Below are 19,713 nucleotides of genomic sequence, written 5' to 3'. Positions count from 1 at the left end.
TCACATGACAGTCCAGAAGGTCGCGGTCGTGACGGGCGCGAGCAGTGGCATCGGAGCGGCGACGGCGCGGGGCCTCGCGGCGGCCGGCTACCGGGTCGCCCTGGTCGCGCGTCGGGCGGAGCGCCTGGAGGCGCTGGCCAAGGAGATCGGCGACGCGGCCAGCGTCCACGCCGTCGACGTCACCGACCGCGCGGCGGTGGACGCGTTCGCGGCGACCCTGGATCGGGTGGACGTCCTGGTCAACAACGCCGGCGGGGCGATCGGCGCGGAGTCGGTGGAGACCGGCGACCCGACGGACTGGCTGCGGATGTACCAGGTCAACGTGCTGGGCGTGCTGCACGCGACCCAGGCGTTCCTGCCCGCGCTGCGCGCGTCCGGCGACGGCACCGTCCTGGTCCTCTCCTCGACGGCGGCGTTCGCGGCGTACGAGGGCGGCGGCGGCTACGTCGCGGCGAAGGCGGGAGCGCACGCCATCGCGGGGACGCTGCGGCTGGAGCTGGTCGGGGAGCCGATCCGGGTCATCGAGGTCGCGCCCGGCATGGTGAAGACGGACGAGTTCGCCCTCACCCGCTTCCGCGGCGACGCCGCGAAGGCCGAGTCCATTTACGCGGGCGTCCCGGACCCCCTCACCGCGGAGGACGTCGCGGACACCATCATCTGGGCGGTGACGCGTCCCCCGCACGTCAACATCGACCTCCTCGTCGTCCGCCCCCGCGCCCAGGCCGCGCAGCACAAGGTCCACCGGCGCTAGCCGTCAGTGGCGCGGGGAACTGCGCGACAAGCCACCCACGCAGGCAGGGCCCCGAACGCGCGGGGCCATCCGCATGCCGGTGGCTGGCCGCGCAGAGCCTCGCGCCCCTGTCGGGCATCGCCGTTCATCGGGCTGACGCCGTCTCATAATTCGGGCCTCAGGGGCTCGACTTAATACCCCGTACGAGTGAATCCTGGTGTCCGGTGCCGTTGTGGCGCCGCTTCTGGCGTCCCCTGTAGTGCCGACGAAGTCGGTCGCACCCCTTAACCTCAAGGGCTCCAACCCGTTCGAGGAGGACCCGCTGGCCAGGTCGCAGATCCCGCCGCCGTCCGCACCGCAGTCGCCCGTACCGGGGCTGTCCCGTCTCAACGACGCGGCACCCGGTGCCGCCGAGGAGGCGTTGCTGGCCTGCTGCGGGAGCCGGCGCTGGGCGATAAGGATGACCGCCCACCGTCCGTACCCGGACGTGGACTCGCTGCTGGCCGCCGCGAGCGAGGCCTCGTACGACATGTCGCACCGCGACCTCTCGGAGGCGCTCGCCGACGAGAGCTGCATGCCCCAGCCCCTGCTGGGCATGCGCGCGCCGGGCAGCGCCGCAGCGCACACCGCGCTGCGGGCCGCCCACGCCGCGTACGAGGCGCGCTTCGGGCACGTGTTCGTGGTCTGCCTGGACGAGTGCCCGCCGGAGGAGATGCTGGACACGGTGCTCGCCAGCATCCGCGCACGGCTCGGCAGCGATCCGGACGAGGAGCGCAGCACCACCGCGGAGCAGCTGCGGCGGATCACCCTCAGCCGGCTGACCCACCTGGTCTCGTCTCACGCCTCGGCGTCTTCGTGAGATCACGAAGGTGAGATCGCCCACATCCGCCGACCTCCCGCTTTGACGCCGCACCAGGGAAGCCATGGGCGTTCCCTGGGAAAACCCGGGATCAAGGCCCCTTCCGGCGGGTCACGAGCCGGTTACGGGCAGATCATCTGAGTGGATCTCGGCCCGCCGCAGGGGCCCCGACAGGCCCGCGGGCCTCCGGCCTGGCTACGATGGCCGCGGCCGGTGGACCGTATCCGGCCGGGCCGACCGACACCGACGACGATGCCGCCGAGCTGATCGGGCGACCCCCGCCCCGCTCCCGGAGGGTTCTTCCGTGCCGGCTGGAACGCTGTACCGCGGCCGGGAAGGCATGTGGTCGTGGGTGGCTCATCGAGTCACCGGCGTCCTCATCTTCTTCTTCCTGTTCGCCCACGTCCTCGACACCGCATTGGTCCGCGTCTCGCCGCAGGCCTACAACAGCGTGATCGCGACGTACAAGACGCCGCTCGTCAACCTGATGGAGTACGGCCTGACGGCCGCCATCCTCTTCCACGCGCTGAACGGTCTTCGGGTCATCGCGGTGGACTTCTGGGCCAAGGGGCCGAAGTACCAGCGTCAGATGCTGTGGACCGTCGTGACCGTCTGGGTCCTGCTGATGGCCGGGGCGTTCTACCCCGTCCTGCAGGAGACCCTCCAGTGGCTCTTCGGGTGAGGGTGAGATAACAGATGGCTACCGACTCCATCGGCAACGTCGAGCTCACTGACTCGACTCCGACCGACGCGACGGCGTTCCTCATCGAACCGCCGCGCAAGCGCACCAAGACCACCTCTGGCCGCCGCAGCCGGACCAACTTCGAGATGCTGGCGTGGCTGTTCATGCGCCTGTCCGGCATCGTGCTGGTCTTCCTGGTCCTCGGCCACCTCATCATCCAGCTGGTGCTGGACGGCGGCGTCTCGAAGATCTCCTTCGCGTTCGTGGCCGGCCGCTGGGCCTCGCCGTTCTGGCAGGTCTGGGACCTGCTGATGCTGTGGCTGGCGATGCTCCACGGCGCCAACGGCATGCGCACCGTGATCAACGACTACGCCGAGCGCCCGAACACCCGCTTCTGGCTGAAGGTCCTTCTGGTGGCCGCCACGGTCTTCACCGTGGCCCTGGGCACCCTGGTGATCTTCACCTTCGACCCGAACATCAGCTGACGCGGACGGACGACGAGGCAGCGAAGAGACCATGAAGATTCACCAGTACGACACCGTCATCGTCGGCGCCGGCGGCGCGGGCATGCGCGCCGCCGTCGAGGCCACGAAGCGCAGCCGCACCGCGGTCCTGACCAAGCTCTACCCGACCCGCTCCCACACCGGCGCGGCCCAGGGCGGCATGGCCGCCGCCCTCGCCAACGTCGAGGACGACAACTGGGAGTGGCACACCTTCGACACCGTCAAGGGCGGTGACTACCTGGTCGACCAGGACGCCGCCGAGATCCTGGCCAAGGAGGCGATCGACGCCGTCCTCGACCTGGAGAAGATGGGTCTGCCCTTCAACCGGACGCCCGAGGGCAAGATCGACCAGCGCCGCTTCGGCGGCCACACCCGCAACCACGGCGAGGCGGCGGTGCGCCGCTCCTGCTACGCCGCGGACCGCACCGGCCACATGATCCTCCAGACGCTGTACCAGAACTGCGTCAAGGAGGGTGTCGAGTTCTTCAACGAGTACTACGTCCTGGACCTGCTGCTCGCCGAGGTCGACGGCGTCAAGAAGGTCGCCGGCGTCGTCTCCTACGAGCTGGCCACCGGCGAGGTGCACGTCTTCCAGGCGAAGTCCGTCATCTTCGCCTCGGGCGGCAACGGCAAGTTCTTCAAGGTGACCTCGAACGCGCACACCCTGACCGGTGACGGCCAGGCCGCCGCGTTCCGCCGGGGCCTGCCGCTGGAGGACATGGAGTTCTTCCAGTTCCACCCGACGGGCATCTGGCGCATGGGCATCCTGCTCACCGAGGGCGCCCGCGGCGAGGGCGGCATCCTTCGCAACAAGGACGGCGAGCGCTTCATGGAGCGTTACGCGCCGGTCATGAAGGACCTCGCGTCCCGTGACGTCGTCTCCCGCGCCATCTACTCGGAGATCCGGGCCGGCCGCGGCTGCGGGCTCAACGGCGACCACGTCTACCTGGACCTGACCCACCTGCCGCCGGAGCAGTTGGACGCCAAGCTGCCGGACATCACCGAGTTCGCGCGCACCTACCTCGGCATCGAGCCCTACACGGACCCGATCCCGATCCAGCCCACCGCGCACTACGCCATGGGCGGCATCCCGACGAACAACGAGTCCGAGGTCCTGCTGGACAACGAGACCGTCGTCCCGGGTCTGTACGCCGCCGGCGAGGTCGCCTGCGTGTCGGTCCACGGCGCCAACCGTCTGGGCACCAACTCGCTGCTCGACATCAACGTCTTCGGCCGCCGCGCCGGCATCGCCGCCGCGAAGTACGCCGAGACCGCCGACTTCGTCGAGCTCCCGGAGAACCCGGCCGCAAAGGTCGTCGAGATGCTGGAGACCATCCGCACCTCGAACGGCACCGAGCGGGTCGGCGAGATCCGTGAGGCGCTGCAGCAGTCCATGGACACCAACGTGTCCGTGTACCGCACCGAGGAGACCCTGAAGCAGGCGGTGGCCGACATCGCCGAGCTGAAGGAGCGCTACAAGAACATCTCGGTGATGGACAAGGGCAAGCGCTACAACACCGACCTGCTGGAGGCCGTCGAGCTGGGCAACCTGCTCGACCTGGCCGAGGTCACCGCGGTCTCCGCCCTCGCCCGTAAGGAGTCGCGCGGCGGTCACTTCCGCGAGGACTACCCGAACCGCGACGACGTCAACTTCATGCGCCACACCATGGCGTACCGCGAGGTCGACGCGAACGGCGACACGACCGTGCGTCTGGACTACAAGCCGGTCGTGGTCACCCGCTACCAGCCGATGGAGCGTAAGTACTGATGAGCACCCCCACCATCGAGGAAACCGCCGCGCACTCGGCCGCACTGGACGCCGCCGAGTCGGGCAAGGTCGAGCTGATCACCATCACGCTCCGGATCCGCCGGTTCAACCCGGAGGAGCACCCGGACGCGGTGTGGGTCGACTACCAGCTCACGGTGGACCCGAAGGAGCGCGTCCTGGACGCGATCAACCGGGTCAAGTGGGAGCAGGACGGCACGCTCACCTACCGTCGCTCCTGCGCCCACGGCGTCTGCGGCTCCGACGCGATGCGGATCAACGGCAAGAACCGTCTTGCCTGCAAGACCCTCATCAAGGACGTGAACCCCGAGAAGCCGATCACGATCGAGGCCATCAAGGGCATGACGGTCCTCAAGGACCTCGTCGTGGACATGGACCCGTTCTTCCAGGCGTACCGCGACGTGATGCCCTTCCTGATCACCAAGGGCAACGCGCCGACGCGGGAGCGGATCCAGTCGGAGGAGGACGTCCAGCGCTTCGAGGACACCACCAAGTGCATCCTCTGCGCCGCCTGCACCTCCTCCTGCCCGGTGTTCTGGAACGACGGCCAGTACTTCGGTCCGGCCGCGATCGTGAACGCCCACCGCTTCATCTTCGACTCGCGGGACGAGGGCGCGGAGCAGCGGCTGGAGATCCTGAACGACCGTGAGGGCGTGTGGCGCTGCCGCACCACCTTCAACTGCACCGACGCGTGCCCGCGTGGCATCGAGGTGACCAAGGCGATCCAGGAAGTGAAGCGCGCGCTGCTGACGCGTCGCTACTGATCCCGGGCTCCTGACGCCGGAAGGCCCGGCCCCCACGTGGGGGCCGGGCCTTCCGTCTGTGCGCCTGGCCTGCTCGGCCTTGCTCGGCCTTGCTCGGCCTTATTTGGCGGTCACGTAGCTGCTGCCGGAGACGGCCGCGCCGGACACGGCGTTGCCGCCGTAGACCAGACGCCAGCTGCCCGAGGCGTAGTCACGGACGGAGACGCTGACCGAGCCGTTCGCGGCGGTCTTCGCGGAGGCCTTGGTCACCCAGGCGCCCTTGGCGTTGCGCAGCTGGAGCAGGACCACCTGGCCGCCGTTGCCGGCCCAGACGCGCTTGTTCCAGTCGGCCCGGTCGAGCAGGCCCTTGACGGTCAGCAGGGCGCCCTTGCGGACGGTGCCGGCGGTCGGCTTGGCGGACAGCACGTCGGCGCGCGTCCAGCGGTAGGAGGCGCCCTTCGCCTCGAAGGTGGTGCTGCCGTCCTTGGCCGTGACCAGGATGGCGACGCCGTAGGTCCCGGCTATCTCGTTCGGGAACCGGTCGACCGCCACGTTGATGACGTCGGACGCGCCCACGGTCAGGGTGGTCGCCGTCCGCGAGAGCGTCGGCAGCGAGCTGCCGGGCTCCTTGGCCACGTCGGACTGGGTCGGGACCGCGTGGGCCGCGAGCGAGTACGGCAGGGCCTTGATGCTCGCGACGCCCTTGGCGTCCTTGGCGCTGATGTTGACCGCGAAGGTCACCTTGCCGGTCAGACCCATGTTCAGCGAGGTCACCGCGGCATGGGTGATCTGCGGCTTGACCGGCTGGGTCGCGGCGAAGGCGGTGCCCGGCGCGGCGACGGCGGCCAAGGCGAGCGCACCCACGAGGGCGGGCGCGGCGGTACGAATGGGCATGATGCTCCAAGCGTGTGATCCACCGTAAGGGTGGACGGTTGGAGCCTTTATAGATCATGCTCCCGGCGTCGCCTCCACCGGGTCGGCGGCCTCGCGCGCGGGGTCGGCGGCCTTGCGGAGAGAGCGGAGACTGCGCACCCCGAGCGAGCCGACGACGACGCCGAGGAGCAGCGAGCTCAGCGCCAGCGCGGCGTGGATCCAGAAGTAGGCGGTGGGCTTACCGTGGTCGCCACCGGTGAAGGCGAGGCCCTCGTGGTCCGCCCAGAGGTTCTTGAAGAAGGTCACCCAGATCCAGATCGACCAGACGCCGAAGGCCGTCAGGAACCAGGATGCACGTCGGCTGAGTCTCATGAGGTCAGTATGGTCGGCCGTCCGGCCGCATCCGGACGAGGGGTCCCGTGTGCTTTTCTGACCGGGTACGAAAGGGATTGGGTACGGTCGTCGGCGTGCAGCTACATGATCGCGTCCGCAGTCGGACAGTACGGACGGTACGGGGGACGGCCGCCACGGCGGTCGCCGTTGGAGTGGTGCTGACGCTCACCGCGGCAGGGCGCACCCCGAGCCCGAGCGCCACTGCGGTCAGACAGCCGCCCGCGCAGATGTCCACCGTCGGCGGCGACGCGCTCGGCCGCCCCGGCCCGCAGGCGGGCGTCGGCGCGCCCGCCCTCCCGCAGGGCCTCTCCGCGCTGTCCTGGATCGTCTCGGACGCGGACACCGGCGACGTCCTCGCCGCGGAGAACCCGCACTGGCCGCTGCCCCCGGCGAGCACGCTGAAGACGCTCTTCGCGGACACCGTCCTGCCGAAGCTCCCGGCGGACGCGACCCACAAGGTCGCCCCGTCCGACTTCGACGGCATGGGTGCCGGCAGCAGCGAGGTCGGCGTCGTCCCCGGCCAGACCTACGCGGTCTCCGCCCTGTGGCTCGGCGTCTTCCTGCGCTCCGGCAACGACGCGGTGCACGTCCTGGCCGCGATGAACGGCGGCGTCGCCGCGACGGTCCAGCAGATGCAGGCGCGCGCCCAGACGTTGGGGGCGAAGGACACGCACGTCGTCAGCCCCGACGGCTACGACATGCCCGGCCAGGTCTCCTCGGCCTACGACCTGTCGCTCTTCGCCCGCGACGGGCTGAAGGACCCCGCCTTCGCGAAGTACTGCGACACCGCGTTCGCGGAGTTCCCTGGCGGGCCGAACACCAAGGGCAAGCCCTTTCAGATCGCCAACACCAACCGGCTGCTCACCGGTCTGAACAGGGTCGGCGGCCGCTATCCGGGCCTGATCGGCGTCAAGAACGGCTACACCACCAACGCGGGCAACACCCTGGTCGAGGCCGCCCAGCGGAACGGGCACACCCTGCTGGTGACCGTGATGAACCCGCAGAACCACGCGGAGGACGAGGTCTACCACGAGGCCCGCGCCCTCCTCGACTGGGGCTTCGCTGCCGAGGGCCGCACCAAGCCCATCGGCACCCTCGACGCCACCAAGCCCGCCTCCTCCGACGCCGCGAGCGCCTCCCCGCACGCCCCTTCCGGCGGCACGGCCGCCGGCCCCTGGTCCCCGTCGGATTCCTCGTCCGGCGGCATCTCGTCGACGACGTACGCGGCCGGGGGCGTGGCCGCCGCTGTGGTGGCGGGCGTCGGCGGGGTCCTGCTCCTGCGCAGGCGGCGCCGGAGGCAGACCTTCTAGGCGGGAACGCCACCGTCCGGGGGTGCGGGGCCTGCCTGATCGCACGACAGCGCCTCGCGTCCCCGGCGCCCGTGCGTGCGGCGACGCCCCGTTCAGAGGTCCTCGTCCGCCTTGGCGACGGCCTCGACCGCCCGCGCCCGCGCCCGCAGGCGTGCGGCCTCCGGGTCCGCAGTGGCGGTCCAGGCCACGCAGTACAGCAGCCAGCGGCACATGAAGTTGATCCACAGCAGCAGCGCGATCGGGGTGCCGAAGGCGCCGTATACGCTCTTCGTCGCGACGCCCGCGATGTACGCGGCGAGGGCCTGCTTGAGGATCTCGAAGCCGATCGCGCCCAGCAGCGCGGCCTCCAGCACCACCCGCCGCGGTTGGCCGAAGATGCGCGGCAGCCCGACGAGCAGGTACGAGAAGACCATCAGGTCGACCACGACCGCGAGCACGAACGCGAGGACGGCCAGCGCGACCCGGCCCGCGGTCGAGCCTTCCAGGCCGAGCCACTGGGCCACGCGGCCGGTCAGCGCGCCCGCTGCGGTCGACGCCGCGAGGGACACCGCGCCGACCACGCCGAGCCCGACCAGCATGACGGTGTCCCAGAACTTGCGGACGACCACGTTGCCGGGCTCCAGCGGCAGGTACCAGGAGGAGCGGATGCAGACGCGGGTGGTGTCGACCCAGCCGAGGCCGGAAACCAGCAGGATGACGCCGCTGACCAGGCCCACCGTCGCGGCGTTCGCGGCCACCTCGTGCAGGTTCAGCTGCCGCGACAGGCCGGGGATCTGCTCGGCGATCTTCTGCTGGAGCGTGTTGACCCTGCTGTCCGAGAGCACCGAGGCGGCCACCGCCAGCGCGACCGTCAACAGCGGGAACAGGGCGAGAAAGCCGAAGAAGGTGACCGAGCCGGCCATCCGGTTGGAGCCGACGTCGTCGAAGTGCTCGTAGACCTTGTAGGCCCGGGTGTGCGCCACCCGGGCCACGATCGGTCCGATCACGGGCAGTCGGGTGAGCTGGTTCACGCCCCAGAACGTACCCCGATCACAGGGGCAGCCTGCGGAAGACCGGGCGGGGGAGGTGCCGCAGACCGGACATGACGAAGCGGAGCGCGCCCGGCACCCAGACGGTCTCGCTGCCCCGCCGGAGCCCGCTGACGACCGCCTCGGCGACGGAGTCGGCGGTGGTGGCGAGGGGCGCGTCGGGCAGGCCCTCCGTCATACGGGTGCGGACGAAGCCGGGGCGGACGACCATGACCCGCGCGCCGCTGCCGTGCAGCGAGTCGCCGAGGCCCTGGGCGAAGGCGTCGAGGCCCGCCTTGGTGGAGCCGTAGATGAAGTTGGAGCGGCGGGCCCGCTCGCCCGCGACCGAGGAGAGCACGACCAGCGCGCCGTGCCCCTGGCGGCGCAGCGCCTGTGCGCACAGCAGCCCGGAGGTGACCGCGCCGAGGTAGTTGACCCGGGCCACCGCCGCGGCCGCCAGCGGCTCGCGCTCGCCCTGCTCCTGGTCGCCGAGGACGCCGAAGGCGAGCAGGACGACGTCGACGTCGCCCTCGGCGAAGATCTTGCCGAGGACCGTCTCGTGGGTCTCGACCGCTGATGCGTCGAAGTCGTGGACGTGCACCTGCGCGCCGAGCGCGTGCAGTTCGGCGGCGGCCGCGTCCAGTGCGGGCGAGGGCCGCCCGGCCAGGTGGACCGTCTCGACCCGGGAGCCGACCAGCCGTCGGGCCGTGGCCAGGCCGATCTCGGAGGAGCCGCCGAGAACCAGCAGGGACTGGGGATCACCCAGGGCGTTCATCATCGGGACAGCCTTTCGGGCTTCGGACTCGCCACAGCGTTCACAGCGTTCACAGCGCGAGTCTGCGGGCGAGGTCGGAGGTGAAGACGCCGTGCGGGTCGATCCGCGCGCGCAGGGCGCGGAAGTCGGCGAGCCTCGGGTACATGGCGGCCAGGGTCCGCGGGCGCATCCGCGAGTCCTTGGCCAGGTAGACACGGCCCCCGGCCGCGAGCACCTGCTCGTCCAGCCGGTCCAGCAGCGGGCCGAGGCCGGGGACGGAGGCGGGCAGGTCGAGGGCCAGCGTCCAGCCGGGCATCGGGAAGGAGAGCCAGCCGGGGCCGCCCTCGCCGAAGCGCTTGAGCACGGCGAGGAAGGACGGGCAGCCGTGCCGGCTGAGCTGCTCGACGATGGAGCGCAGCGTCGCCTCCTGGCCGTAGGGGACGACGAACTGGTACTGCAGGAAGCCGCCGGGCCCGTAGACGCGGTTCCACTCGGGCACGCCGTCGAGCGGGTGGAAGAAGGCGCCGATCCGCTGCAGTTGGCCGCGCCGGTCGCGCGGGGCGCGGCGGTACCAGAGCTCGTTGAAGGCCCCGACGGTGGCGGTGCGGAGCAGCCCGCCGGGGATCCCGCGGGGCGCGGGCGGGAGGCTGCGCGGGCGGAAGACCAGCGGATCGCGGCGCTGACGCGGAGTCAGCTCCTCGATCGCGGCATGGTCGCCGCGTGTGAGCACCGCGCGGCCCGTGGCGGCCCCGCGGGCGACGAGGTCGATCCAGGCGACCGAGTAGCGGTAGCGGTGGTCGGTGGCCTCCAGGCGCCGCATCAGGTCGTCCAGGTCGGCCGCGCGTTCGGTGTCGACGGACATCAGCGACGTCGCCACGGGCAGCAGCTTGATCGTGACGTCGAGGATCACGCCGGTGAGGCCCATGCCGCCCGTGGTGGCGTCGAACAGCTCCTCGCCGGGGGTGAGCTCGACCTCCTCCCCGGCCGCCGTCAGCAGCCGCATCCGGGTGACGTGGTGGCCGAAACTGCCGCTGACGTGGTGGTTCTTCCCGTGGATGTCCGCGCCCACGGCTCCGCCGACGGTGACGTACCGCGTGCCCGGGGTGACCGGGACGAACCAGCCGAAGGGCAGCAGCAGCCTCATCAGCCGGTCGAGGCTGACCCCGGCCTCGCAGGTGACCAGGCCCCGCTCCAGGTCGAGCGCGAGCACCCGCGCCAGCGCGGTCATGTCGAGGACGGTGCCGCCCGCGTTCTGCGCGGCGTCGCCGTAGCTGCGGCCCAGGCCGCGGGCGAGCGTGCCGCGCTCGCCCGCGGCGCGCACGGCGGCAGCGGCCTCGGCCGCCGTCGTCGGCGCGCAGAGCCGGGCCGTCGTGGGCGCGGTGCGCCCCCACCCCGTGAGTCGTCCTTCCATGCCAGCGACGCTAAGCCCGGGCGCCGACAGCGCGCAGGAGGTCGCGGTGCGGCGATTCGTGACCAAAGCGCCAACCCGCCGGTTAGTCACCTGGAATACGCACGGTCCCGGTCACGGGAGCACCTCGCGGAGCACACCCGAACGGGTGAGTGAAAGCTGCGGCCGCGAGTTGACGGCGAGGTAGGCGCATGACGGAGAACTCCACCGGGACCACCCCCGGGACGGCTCTGCTCGACCCCGGGACCGATTGCGGCGGTCCCGGCGGCGGTCGGAGCGGTGACCGGGGCGGCGGTCGGGATCGTGGGCCGGGCGCCGACCGCGGCGGCGGTCACCCGATCGGGGGACCGCCGCCCTCCGTCCCCTCCCCGATGCCGGTGCTGCCGCCGTTCCCGTACAGCTGCCCGGTGGCGGGGCTAGGATGACCGCTCCCCGGCCCCGCGCCGACGACGAGCGCGCGCCGACGCCCGCCGGCGCCACGACCGTCGGGGCCGCGGCACGGGCGGCCCTGGCCCGCCGCCTGGCCGGGCCCGGATCGGTGCTGCTGGGGACGGCGCTGGTGGCCGTGCAGGCATCGCGGCTGAAGGCCTGGATCGTCGACGACGCGGCGATCACCTTCGCCTACGCCCGCAGTGTGGCGCACGGCCTCGGGCCGGTCCAGCAGGCCGGGGCGCCGCCCGTCGAGGGCTACTCGAACCCGAGCTGGCTGGCCGTACTGACGCTCGGTCACGGTCTGGGCCTCTTCGACCACGGCTCGCTCCTCGGGGTCAGCGACCTCGTCTGGTTCCCCAAGCTGCTGGCCCTGCTCTGTGTCGCCGGTGTGCTGTGGTGCGTGCGCGCCACGACCGGCTCCGCGCCGGCGACGCTGTTCGCCGCGGCGGTGCTGGCCACGAACTGGTCGTTCGTCATCTGGGCGTTCTCCGGTCTGGAGAACCCGCTGTACGGCCTGCTCGTCGCCGTCCTCGCGGCCCTGCTGGCGCGGGCCGCCGCGCGCGGCGCGCTGCCGGGCACGGGGGTCGCCGTCCGGGCCGGACTGCTGGCCGTGGCCGCGGCGCTGACCAGGCCGGACGGCGTGATCTACGCGGGCGCCTACCCGCTGGCGCTGATGCTGACCGTCCCGCGCTCGGCGCTGGGGCCGGCCGGTCTGGCCGCCCGTGTGGTCCGGCCGTCCGCGCTCGCGCTCGCCGTGTTCGGCGTGCCGTACGGGGTGTTCCTGTTCTGGCGGAAGGCCGAGTTCGGGCACTGGGCGCCGAACACGGCCGTGGCCAAGGCCCAGGCAGCGCCGGCGCTCTCCGATGTGTGGCACCGGGCGGTCGACGTGCTCGGCTACGCGGGCTGGGCGGGCGTGGCCGTCGTCGCGGCGGCCGCCGCCCTGGTGCTGGTCCGGCCCGGTCCGGCGCGGGCGGAGCTGGTCGCGGCCGGGGTGCCGGCCGGGCTCGCGGTGCTTGCCTTCGCGGTGCTGCGGCCGGACTGGATGCCGCTGTTCCGGTTCGCCACGCCCGTCTGGACGGCGGGCGCGCTGTTCGGCGCGCTCGCGCTGACGCGCGCCTGGTCCGCGCGCCGGCCGGCCCGCTCGTTCGGGCCGGTGCCCTCGTGGTGGGCCGCGCGCGCCGTCCTGGCGGTGGCGGCCGTGGTGGCGCTGGCGGTCTCGGCGCTCCCGCAGGCGGCCTCGGCTGCCACGTTCCGCCGGTGGCCCACGCTGTCGATGTGCAGCGTGGCCCTGCGCTACGGGCTGATGTTCAACCAGTACGCCGACCGCCTGGGCCTGCCGCGCCGCACCAGCAGCCTGCTGCTGCCCGACATCGGCGGCACGCTGCTCTCCAGCCGACTGCGCGTCGTCGACCTGGCGGGGCTCACCGACCCGGCCATCGCCCGCGACTACCGCTCCGGGGAGATGCGGGCGCTGCGCTCCTACGTGTTCCGCGAGGTGCGGCCGACCTTCGTCCATGTGCACGGCCCGTGGGCGAGCGGCCCCGGCCTGCTGCCGGACACGCTGCGCGCCGAGGGCTACGTGCCGATCTACGACTCGGGCGCGCGCTCGGGCCCGGGCGCGTTCGACGGCGACTGGGTCCGCGCGGACGCGGTGGCCTCGCCCGCTCGACTCGCGAGCCTGCGGACCTGGGCGCAGCATGAGGTTCCCGCCGCCGAACAGCGGCGCGCGGACTCCCCGCTGATGACCTGTGACCTTCCGAACGAAATTCCAGGATAGTCCGACAATTATTTTTCCCGGCGAATTCGTGGCTATTTTGCAATTCGCGCCGGACCACCCCAGGATTGTTTTTCGAAATGAAAGTCCTCGTGCGCTCCTCCGCCCTTCTCACCGGCTTCGCCGCAGCCCTGCTGGTCCTGCTCGGGGTCGGTGGCTTCTGGGTGCGCCCGGCCGCCGACGACTGGTGCTACCAGACGAACATGCGCACCATGTCGGTCGGTCAGTTCGTCCACTACCTCTACCAGGACAGCAACGGCCGGGCGGGCAACGCCGTGCTGCTCGCCTGGGTGCACGGGCTCGGTCCGCTCGGCCTGCAGATCTACCCGGTCGTCGTCATCGCCCTGCTGCTCGGCTCGCTGTGGCTGCTCATCGCCCGGCTCACCCGTTTGGCCGGGCATCACGTCCCCGTCGCGGTGCAGCTGCTGACGGCCGCGACCGCGTCGCTGGCCTTCCTGCTGGTCTGCCCGCAGCCCTACCAGACCACCTACTGGGCCTCGGGCGGCATCTCGCACACCGTGCCCGCGGTGCTCAGCACCGTGCTGGTCGCCGCCGTGCTCTGTCTGCCCGGCCGCAGCGGCCGCGCGGGCCTGCTCGGACGCTGGACGGCGGCGCTCGCGCTGCTGCTCGGCTTCGCCTTCGTCGCGGTCGTCTCCGAGGCGATGGCGCTGGTCGTCGGCGTCCTCGCCGCTGTGCTGTGGCTGCGGGCGGGCGACGTCTGCGCCGACCGTGCGGCCCGCCGCGCGGCCCGGCTCGGCGCCCTCGCCGCCGTCGCCGGATCGGCGGGCGGCCTGCTGGTCGAGTACCTCTCCCCCGGCATGCACGCCCGCAGCGCGGGCCTCGGCGTCCCGCACGGCGTGGAGCTCCTGCACCGGCTCCGCGACGGCGTGCTCACCTGGATCGGCGACCTGGCCACGACGTTCACCAGCTTCGACTACGTCGCCGTCGTCCTCGCGGGCGTGCTGCTCGGCCTGACCACCCGTCGCCTCACGGCCGACGCGCTCGCCCGCACGGGCTCGCGGGCCGGAGCCGCCCTCGCCCGGCGTCGCCCCTCACGCGCCGTCGCCCACCCGACGCGGCCGGGCGAGGAGGCGCACACGGAGGACGCCACGTCGGCGGTGGACAGCGCGCTGCCGGTCGGCGCCGCGGATCCGGGAGCCCTGCGCACGGCGGGAGCCGTCACGGACTCCGCGGGCACGAGCCGCGCGGGTGCCGCGCACACGGGCGAGGACGCGGATGCGGGCCGTCCCGGACCGGACCACCACCCCGGACCGGACCACCACCCCGGACCGGACCACCACCCCGGACCGGACCGGACCGCCCCGGACGCGACCGCCCCGGACGCGCCCGGCCCCGCGCTGGCCGTGCGCTCGCCGTTGCGGGTGCTGCTCTGGGCCGCGGCCGGCGTGCTGCTCGGCAGCCTGCTCGTCACCGAGCTGGTCCGGGCCGTCTTCGGGTCCTGGATCTGGTACATGGTGCGCACCTGGAACGACTGGCGGCTGCCCTACACGCTGCTGCTCGCCGCCGTCGGCGTCGCCGCGGGGCGGCTGCTCGCGACCGCCCTGGCACCCGCTCCCGGCACGACGGTCACGCCGCGTCGGCGACGCGCCGCGCTGCTGCTCCCGGCCCTGCTCGGGCTCGCCCTGCTGGGCCTCGCCCAGCCCGCCGTCGCCGTGGTGCACCAGACCCGGGTGCGCGCCCACCACTGGGACGCCCAGCAGGCCCAACTGGAGGCGCAGATGCGCGCCGGGGCCAAGAACCCGACCTACGTGCCCTCCTACATCGGCCACCTGCGCGACGCCTACACCCGCGGCGGCAGGCCGGACTGGGTCGCCTCCTGCATCGACGACTACTACGGCACGCACATCCGCCTGCCGGCGCACAGCACCGACTGGGTGAACCAGTCGCAGAACGCGCCGATCCCCTGACTCGCCCCTGCCACCCGCCCGTCACGACCGCCCGACCGCACCGACCCGCCTCACGACCCGTCCCCGATCCGAAAGGCCCGAGCGGATGCCCCCGCGTCTCTCCGTCGTCGTCCCGATCTACAACGTCGAGCGCTATCTCGACGAGTGCCTCGCCTCGCTGGCCGCCCAGACCATGGGCGACTTCGAGGTCGTCATGGTGGACGACGGCTCAACGGACGGCAGCGCCGCGATCGCGCACGCGTGGGAGCGGCGCGACCCGCGCTTCCGGTCGGTCCACAAGGAGAACGGCGGACTCGGCCCCGCCCGCAACACCGGCATCGAGGCGCTCACGCCCGGCACCGAGTTCCTTGCCTTCGTCGACAGCGACGACACGCTGCCGGAGACCGCCTACGAGCTGATGATCGGCACACTCGACCGGACCGGCTCGGATTTCGTCGCCGGAAACGTGCGGCGGTTCCGCAGCGCCGGTTCGCGGCAGTCCCCGGTGCACGCGCGGCCGTTCGAGCGCACCCGGCTGAGCACCCACATCAGCGAGTTCCCGGCGCTGATCACCGACCGGACCGCGTGGAACAAGGTCTACCGGCGTTCCTTCTTCGACGCCCACGGGCTGCGCTACCCGGGAATCCTCTATGAGGACGCGCCAGTCAGCGTGCCGCTGCACTACCTGGCCGAGAAGGTCGACATCCTCGGGGACCCGATCTACAACTGGCGCGAGCGCGAGACCGGCCAGCGCTCCATCACCCAGAACCGCAGCGACCCGCGCGGCCTGAGGGACCGGGTCACCTCGATGCGGCTGGTCAGGGCGTTCCTGACGGCGCAGACCGCGCCGGAGTACCGCGCCCACCTGCGCGCCTACGACCGCAACGCGCTGACGGAGGAGATCCCGCTCTTCTTCCGCGCGGCGCTCGACGGCGACTCGGCGCTGCACCAGGTCTTCGCCGAGCACGTGGGCGGGCTGCTGTCGGAGATCGGCGCCGCGTCGATCGAGCGGCTGCCCGCGGACCACCGGCTGCGTTACCACCTGATCGCGCAGGGCCGGATCGACGACTTCCTGGCGGTGCTGCGCTGGCAGTGGGAGCACAAGGGGGCCATCCCCGTCCGCGGCCAGCTGCGGCCGCACGCGGCCTACCCCGTGCTGGCGGACCGCCCGCCCGTCCCGGCGAGCGTGCTGCGGCTCGGCCCCGAGTTGGTGGTCCGCACCCAGCTGCGCGGCGCCGACTGGGACGACAAGGGCGTGCTGCGGCTCACCGGCCACGCGTACCCGACGCATCTGGGTGCGCCCACGCGGCACAGCGCGCTGAAGATGTTGATGCTGCGCGAGACGCACAGCCGCCGCACCCTGGTGCTGCCGGCGAAGACGGTCCGCTCGCCGGAGGTGACGGCCGACCACGGCCAACTGCTGCGCGACTGCGACCTGGCGGGCTTCTCGGCCGGTCTCGACCCGCGCCGGCTGCGGCAGGACGGGCGCTGGGTGGACGGGACCTGGCGGGTCACCGTCGCCGTACTCAGCGCCGGACGTCCGCGGCGCAGCCGGATCAAGGCCGGTCACCGCGCCTCCGGGCAGAGCCCGCGCTCCAGCTGGGTCGCCGACGACGTGCGCGTCATCCCGGAGATCCGGGACCAGCACCTCTACCTGCGGGTCGAGCACGCGCACGCGCTGACCGGCGAGATCAGGGAGAACGGCGGCCGACTGGAGATCAACGGCCGGATCCGCGCCGCCGTGGCGCACCGCGTCGAGGCGCTGCGCGTCCGTCACGTGGAGGACGGCTCCACCGCCATCCTCGAACTGCCCGTCACCTTCGCGGGCGCGGCGGCCGAACGGGCGGCGTCGTCAGATGCGGCGTCACGTGCGGCTTCGGCCGGGGCGGCAGCGGCGGGCGCGGCGGCCGGAGCGGGAGCCGTCGGCTCGGAGGCGGACGCGTACCTCGCGGGACGTGAGGACGCGCTGCGCGCGCTGGGCGTCGAGGGCGTCACTCAGGCCGAGGCCGCCCACGCGGGGACGGCCGAGAGTGTCCGGGGCTCGCAGGACGTCCGGGGGCGGCAGGACACGGGCGGCCTCAGCGGGGCCGGCGTGACGACCGCGCCCTGGCCCGCTCCCGGTGTGAACCCGGTCAACAGCCGGAACGGGGGAAACGGCAGCGCCGCGAAGGCGGGCCCGTCCGGGGCCCTCACACCGGACGCCGAGGGCTGGCTCCCCTTCACGGTCACCCTCGACCTCCGCGAGCTGGACGCCGCCCGCGAGCAGTACGAGCGGTTGCGGCCGCAGGTCCCGGCCACCCACGGACACCGTTGGGCCGTCGACCTGCGCCTGGAGGGCGAGGAGGACGAGGAGGGCACCTCGCTGCCGCTCGTCCACGACGAGCGCACCCAGCCCGAGGCGCAGCAGGTGCCGCTGCCGGGCGGACAGGGGCTGACGCGTCTCGTCTGCGTCAAGCGCTCGCCCACCGGCTACCTCCAGCTGGTCGACCAGCCGGTCCAGCCGCTGTTCGAGGAGGTCGTCGCCGACCTCGCCAAGGAGTCCTTCCGGCTCGTCGGCAGCTACCCGCTGCCGGGCCGCCACGCTCTGGAGCTGGTGCTGCGTCACCCGACGCAGAGCCGGCCCGAGGTCCACGCCTTCGAGGCGGTCGACGGGCGGATCGACACGCTGCTCCCCGCCGTGCCCGTCTCCGGCTACGCCGGGAAGATCCCGCTGGCCTGGGGCGACTGGCAGATCTTCGTCCGCACCCCCGCCCCGAAGGAGGCGGCGCAGGACGCGCCCAAGCCGGCCGAGTGCCAGGCCCGGCTCTCCCCCGCGATGCACGCGGCGGTCCCCGTCGCCCTCCAGGCCCGCGGCAAGACCGTGCGGCTGACCCGGCAGGGCTACGACGGGATGCTGCTCAGCGTCTCCGCCGCGCTCGGCCCGCACGAGCGCGGCGACTACCACCAGTACCGGCTGCTCAACGGCGCCCTGCCCGCCGCCCGCAAGCGCCCGCTGCTTCCCCAGGTGCTCTACGACGTCTTCGAGGGCCGCTCCTACTCCTGCTCCCCGCGCGCCGTGCACGAGGAGATGCTGCGCCGCGGCGACGGGAACGTGGCGCACCTGTGGGCGGTGCTCGACCAGCGGATGCCGACGCCGCCCGGCGCCCGTTCCGTGGTGATCGGCTCGGCCGAGTGGTACGAGGCGCTCGCCCGCAGCCGCTGGGTCGTCGGCAACACCCACCTGCCGACGGAGCTGGAGCGGCGCGAGGGCCAGGTCGTCGTACAGACCTGGCATGGCACCCCGTTGAAGAAGATCGGCTTCGACTTCGAGAACGACTGGTTCACCGACACCGACTACCTGCGCCGACTGGAGTTCGAGGCGAGGCAGTGGCAGGTGCTGCTCTCCCCGAACCGGTTCAGCACGCCGATCCTGCGCAACGCCTTCCGTTACGAGGGCGAGATCCTGGAGTCCGGCTACCCGCGCAACGACGTGCTGCTCGCCCCGGACCGGGAACTGCGGGCGGACGCCGTGCGCCGGCAGCTCGGGCTGCCGCCGGGCAAGCGGGTGATCCTCTACGCGCCGACCTGGCGGGAGCACCGGCTCCGGCTGAGCCACGGCGGCCACCACCTCGACCTGCAGCTCGACCTGGACACGATGCGCCGCGCGCTCGGCGCGGACCACGTGCTGCTGGTCCGCCCGCACGCCCACGTGGTCGACCAGGTTCCGGGCGCCGGCGACGGCTTCGTGTGGGACGTCGGCAGCTACCCGGACATCCAGGACCTCTACCTGGTCTCGGACGTCCTGGTCACGGACTACTCCTCGGCGATGTTCGACTTCGCGGTGACCGGCCGTCCGATGCTCTTCTTCACCTACGACCTGGAGCTGTACCGCGACACCCTGCGCGGCTTCTACATCGACTTCGAGGCGACCGCCCCCGGCCCGCTGTTGCCCACCTGCGACGACGTCATCGCGGCACTGCGCGACCTGGCCCCCGCCGTCGAGCCGTACCGCGGCGCGTACGAGGTGTTCCGCAAGACCTACTGCGACCTCGACGACGGCGCGGCCTCCCGCCGCGTCGTGGACCGGATGCTGGAGCTGAGCTGAGCTGAGCGAGGCGGGACGGTGAAAACCGCCTTCGAAGGTTCTCGTAGCTACAGACAGGCGCGGAGCGAAGGCGTAGCCTCCGATCCCATGACCTGGCGCAAGACTGTGAACACCACGCTGCGGCAGCTGACCGGCTACGAACTGCGCCGGATCCAGCGCCGCCCCGCCGCCGCGCGACCCGCGGCGGCGCCGGCCCCCTCGGCGCAGCCGGCCGCCCCCGCGGCGCCGAAGCCGCTGACGTTCCCGGCGGACTACGACGAGACCACCAGGGAGATCATCACCGCGGTGAAACCGTGGACGATGACCTCGATGGAGCGCCTGAACGCGCTGGTCCAGGCGGTGCGCTACGTGACCCGGCACGAGCTGCCCGGCGACATCGTCGAGTGCGGCGTCTGGCGGGGCGGCTCGATGCAGGCGGTGGGCCCGGGCGCTGCTGTCGCTGGGCGTGAAGGACCGCGAGGTCTCCTG

At 72.5% G+C, this 19,713-nt stretch carries 16 protein-coding genes; 11 read left to right on the top strand and 5 right to left on the bottom strand.

Features of this window, described 5'->3' with window-relative positions:
- The first annotated feature begins 4 nt into the window (after nucleotides 1-4).
- The 6 genes from TR48_RS09670 (at nucleotide 5) to TR48_RS09645 (ending at nucleotide 5,324) form a co-directional block, all read left to right on the top strand.
- Entirely contained in the window at nucleotides 5-751 is a 747-nt protein-coding gene (locus TR48_RS09670) for an SDR family NAD(P)-dependent oxidoreductase (protein ID WP_042365555.1), read from the top strand.
- 238 nt (nucleotides 752-989) lie between these two features.
- Nucleotides 990-1,589, top strand: a complete 600-nt coding sequence (locus tag TR48_RS09665) for a 2-oxo-4-hydroxy-4-carboxy-5-ureidoimidazoline decarboxylase (RefSeq protein ID WP_439654457.1) — start codon at nucleotides 990-992, stop codon at nucleotides 1,587-1,589.
- Nucleotides 1,590-1,893: 304 nt separating this feature from the next.
- A complete protein-coding gene (gene sdhC / locus TR48_RS09660; protein ID WP_042365554.1) occupies nucleotides 1,894-2,271 on the top strand; it encodes a succinate dehydrogenase, cytochrome b556 subunit in 378 nt (125 codons plus the stop codon).
- A 14-nt stretch (nucleotides 2,272-2,285) separates the two neighbouring features.
- Nucleotides 2,286-2,756, top strand: a complete 471-nt coding sequence (locus TR48_RS09655; RefSeq protein WP_042365553.1) for a succinate dehydrogenase hydrophobic membrane anchor subunit — start codon at nucleotides 2,286-2,288, stop codon at nucleotides 2,754-2,756.
- Nucleotides 2,757-2,787: 31 nt separating this feature from the next.
- Nucleotides 2,788-4,542 carry a succinate dehydrogenase flavoprotein subunit gene (gene sdhA, locus TR48_RS09650; protein ID WP_042365551.1) on the top strand — a complete coding sequence of 585 codons (1,755 nt, stop codon included), beginning with the start codon at nucleotides 2,788-2,790 and terminating at the stop codon, nucleotides 4,540-4,542.
- Nucleotides 4,542-5,324 (top strand): succinate dehydrogenase iron-sulfur subunit, encoded by a 783-nt coding sequence (locus TR48_RS09645; RefSeq protein ID WP_042365550.1) that lies wholly within the window; start codon nucleotides 4,542-4,544, stop codon nucleotides 5,322-5,324. The genes sdhA and TR48_RS09645 overlap by 1 nt, the downstream gene beginning before the upstream one ends.
- A gap of 99 nt (nucleotides 5,325-5,423) precedes the next feature.
- Here the strand turns inward: TR48_RS09645 and TR48_RS38710 are convergent, their stop codons facing one another.
- On the bottom strand, nucleotides 5,424-6,197 hold the full coding sequence (locus TR48_RS38710; RefSeq protein WP_152627874.1) for a hypothetical protein: 774 nt from the start codon (nucleotides 6,195-6,197) through the stop codon (nucleotides 5,424-5,426).
- Between the two features lie 54 nt (nucleotides 6,198-6,251).
- Nucleotides 6,252-6,548: an SCO4848 family membrane protein gene (locus TR48_RS09635; protein ID WP_042365549.1), complete on the bottom strand. Its 297-nt coding sequence runs from the start codon at nucleotides 6,546-6,548 to the stop codon at nucleotides 6,252-6,254.
- Nucleotides 6,549-6,796: 248 nt separating this feature from the next.
- Here TR48_RS09635 and TR48_RS45345 point away from each other — a divergent pair, with 248 nt between their 5' ends.
- Nucleotides 6,797-7,879 carry a D-alanyl-D-alanine carboxypeptidase family protein gene (locus TR48_RS45345; RefSeq protein WP_042365548.1) on the top strand — a complete coding sequence of 361 codons (1,083 nt, stop codon included), beginning with the start codon at nucleotides 6,797-6,799 and terminating at the stop codon, nucleotides 7,877-7,879.
- A 92-nt stretch (nucleotides 7,880-7,971) separates the two neighbouring features.
- Here the strand turns inward: TR48_RS45345 and TR48_RS09625 are convergent, their stop codons facing one another.
- From TR48_RS09625 to dprE1, 3 genes are read right to left on the bottom strand one after another with little or no spacing between them, the layout of a single operon-like run.
- Complete coding sequence (locus TR48_RS09625) at nucleotides 7,972-8,889, bottom strand: YihY/virulence factor BrkB family protein (RefSeq protein WP_052442528.1); 918 nt, start codon at nucleotides 8,887-8,889, stop codon at nucleotides 7,972-7,974.
- Nucleotides 8,890-8,908: 19 nt separating this feature from the next.
- Nucleotides 8,909-9,664, bottom strand: a complete 756-nt coding sequence (gene dprE2, locus TR48_RS09620) for a decaprenylphospho-beta-D-erythro-pentofuranosid-2-ulose 2-reductase (RefSeq protein WP_042365547.1) — start codon at nucleotides 9,662-9,664, stop codon at nucleotides 8,909-8,911.
- 46 nt (nucleotides 9,665-9,710) lie between these two features.
- Complete coding sequence (dprE1, locus tag TR48_RS09615) at nucleotides 9,711-11,051, bottom strand: decaprenylphosphoryl-beta-D-ribose oxidase (RefSeq protein WP_042365546.1); 1,341 nt, start codon at nucleotides 11,049-11,051, stop codon at nucleotides 9,711-9,713.
- 418 nt (nucleotides 11,052-11,469) lie between these two features.
- Here dprE1 and TR48_RS09610 point away from each other — a divergent pair, with 418 nt between their 5' ends.
- The 4 genes from TR48_RS09610 to TR48_RS09595 all read left to right on the top strand — a co-directional run.
- Nucleotides 11,470-13,257, top strand: a complete 1,788-nt coding sequence (locus TR48_RS09610; protein ID WP_052442527.1) for a hypothetical protein — start codon at nucleotides 11,470-11,472, stop codon at nucleotides 13,255-13,257.
- Nucleotides 13,258-13,334: 77 nt separating this feature from the next.
- On the top strand, nucleotides 13,335-15,182 hold the full coding sequence (locus TR48_RS09605) for a hypothetical protein (RefSeq protein WP_042365545.1): 1,848 nt from the start codon (nucleotides 13,335-13,337) through the stop codon (nucleotides 15,180-15,182).
- A gap of 85 nt (nucleotides 15,183-15,267) precedes the next feature.
- A complete protein-coding gene (locus TR48_RS09600; RefSeq protein ID WP_042365544.1) occupies nucleotides 15,268-19,245 on the top strand; it encodes a bifunctional glycosyltransferase/CDP-glycerol:glycerophosphate glycerophosphotransferase in 3,978 nt (1,325 codons plus the stop codon).
- An 87-nt stretch (nucleotides 19,246-19,332) separates the two neighbouring features.
- A partial coding sequence (locus tag TR48_RS09595; RefSeq protein ID WP_369405567.1) for a TylF/MycF/NovP-related O-methyltransferase occupies nucleotides 19,333-19,713 on the top strand: 381 nt, incomplete at its 3' end.

The sequence above is a fragment of the Streptacidiphilus neutrinimicus genome (genome assembly GCF_000787815.1).
Lineage (GTDB): Bacteria > Actinomycetota > Actinomycetes > Streptomycetales > Streptomycetaceae > Streptacidiphilus > Streptacidiphilus neutrinimicus.
The sequence above is the reverse complement of the archived record's forward strand: the minus strand, read 5'-3'. Positions and strand labels throughout refer to the sequence as shown.

Excerpts from the sequence above, each read along its gene's own strand:
- dprE2 (WP_042365547.1), bottom strand. The coding sequence starts at position 9,664 with ATGATGAACGCCCTGGGTGATCCCCAGTCCCTGCTGGTTCTCGGCGGC.
- TR48_RS09670 (WP_042365555.1), top strand. The coding sequence starts at position 5 with ATGACAGTCCAGAAGGTCGCGGTCGTGACGGGCGCGAGCAGTGGCATC.
- TR48_RS09610 (WP_052442527.1), top strand. The coding sequence starts at position 11,470 with ATGACCGCTCCCCGGCCCCGCGCCGACGACGAGCGCGCGCCGACGCCC.
- TR48_RS45345 (WP_042365548.1), top strand. The coding sequence starts at position 6,797 with ATGTCCACCGTCGGCGGCGACGCGCTCGGCCGCCCCGGCCCGCAGGCG.
- TR48_RS09645 (WP_042365550.1), top strand. The coding sequence starts at position 4,542 with ATGAGCACCCCCACCATCGAGGAAACCGCCGCGCACTCGGCCGCACTG.
- dprE1 (WP_042365546.1), bottom strand. The coding sequence starts at position 11,051 with ATGGAAGGACGACTCACGGGGTGGGGGCGCACCGCGCCCACGACGGCC.
- TR48_RS09600 (WP_042365544.1), top strand. The coding sequence starts at position 15,268 with ATGCCCCCGCGTCTCTCCGTCGTCGTCCCGATCTACAACGTCGAGCGC.
- TR48_RS09635 (WP_042365549.1), bottom strand. The coding sequence starts at position 6,548 with ATGAGACTCAGCCGACGTGCATCCTGGTTCCTGACGGCCTTCGGCGTC.
- TR48_RS38710 (WP_152627874.1), bottom strand. The coding sequence starts at position 6,197 with ATGCCCATTCGTACCGCCGCGCCCGCCCTCGTGGGTGCGCTCGCCTTG.
- sdhA (WP_042365551.1), top strand. The coding sequence starts at position 2,788 with ATGAAGATTCACCAGTACGACACCGTCATCGTCGGCGCCGGCGGCGCG.
- TR48_RS09605 (WP_042365545.1), top strand. The coding sequence starts at position 13,335 with ATGAAAGTCCTCGTGCGCTCCTCCGCCCTTCTCACCGGCTTCGCCGCA.
- TR48_RS09655 (WP_042365553.1), top strand. The coding sequence starts at position 2,286 with ATGGCTACCGACTCCATCGGCAACGTCGAGCTCACTGACTCGACTCCG.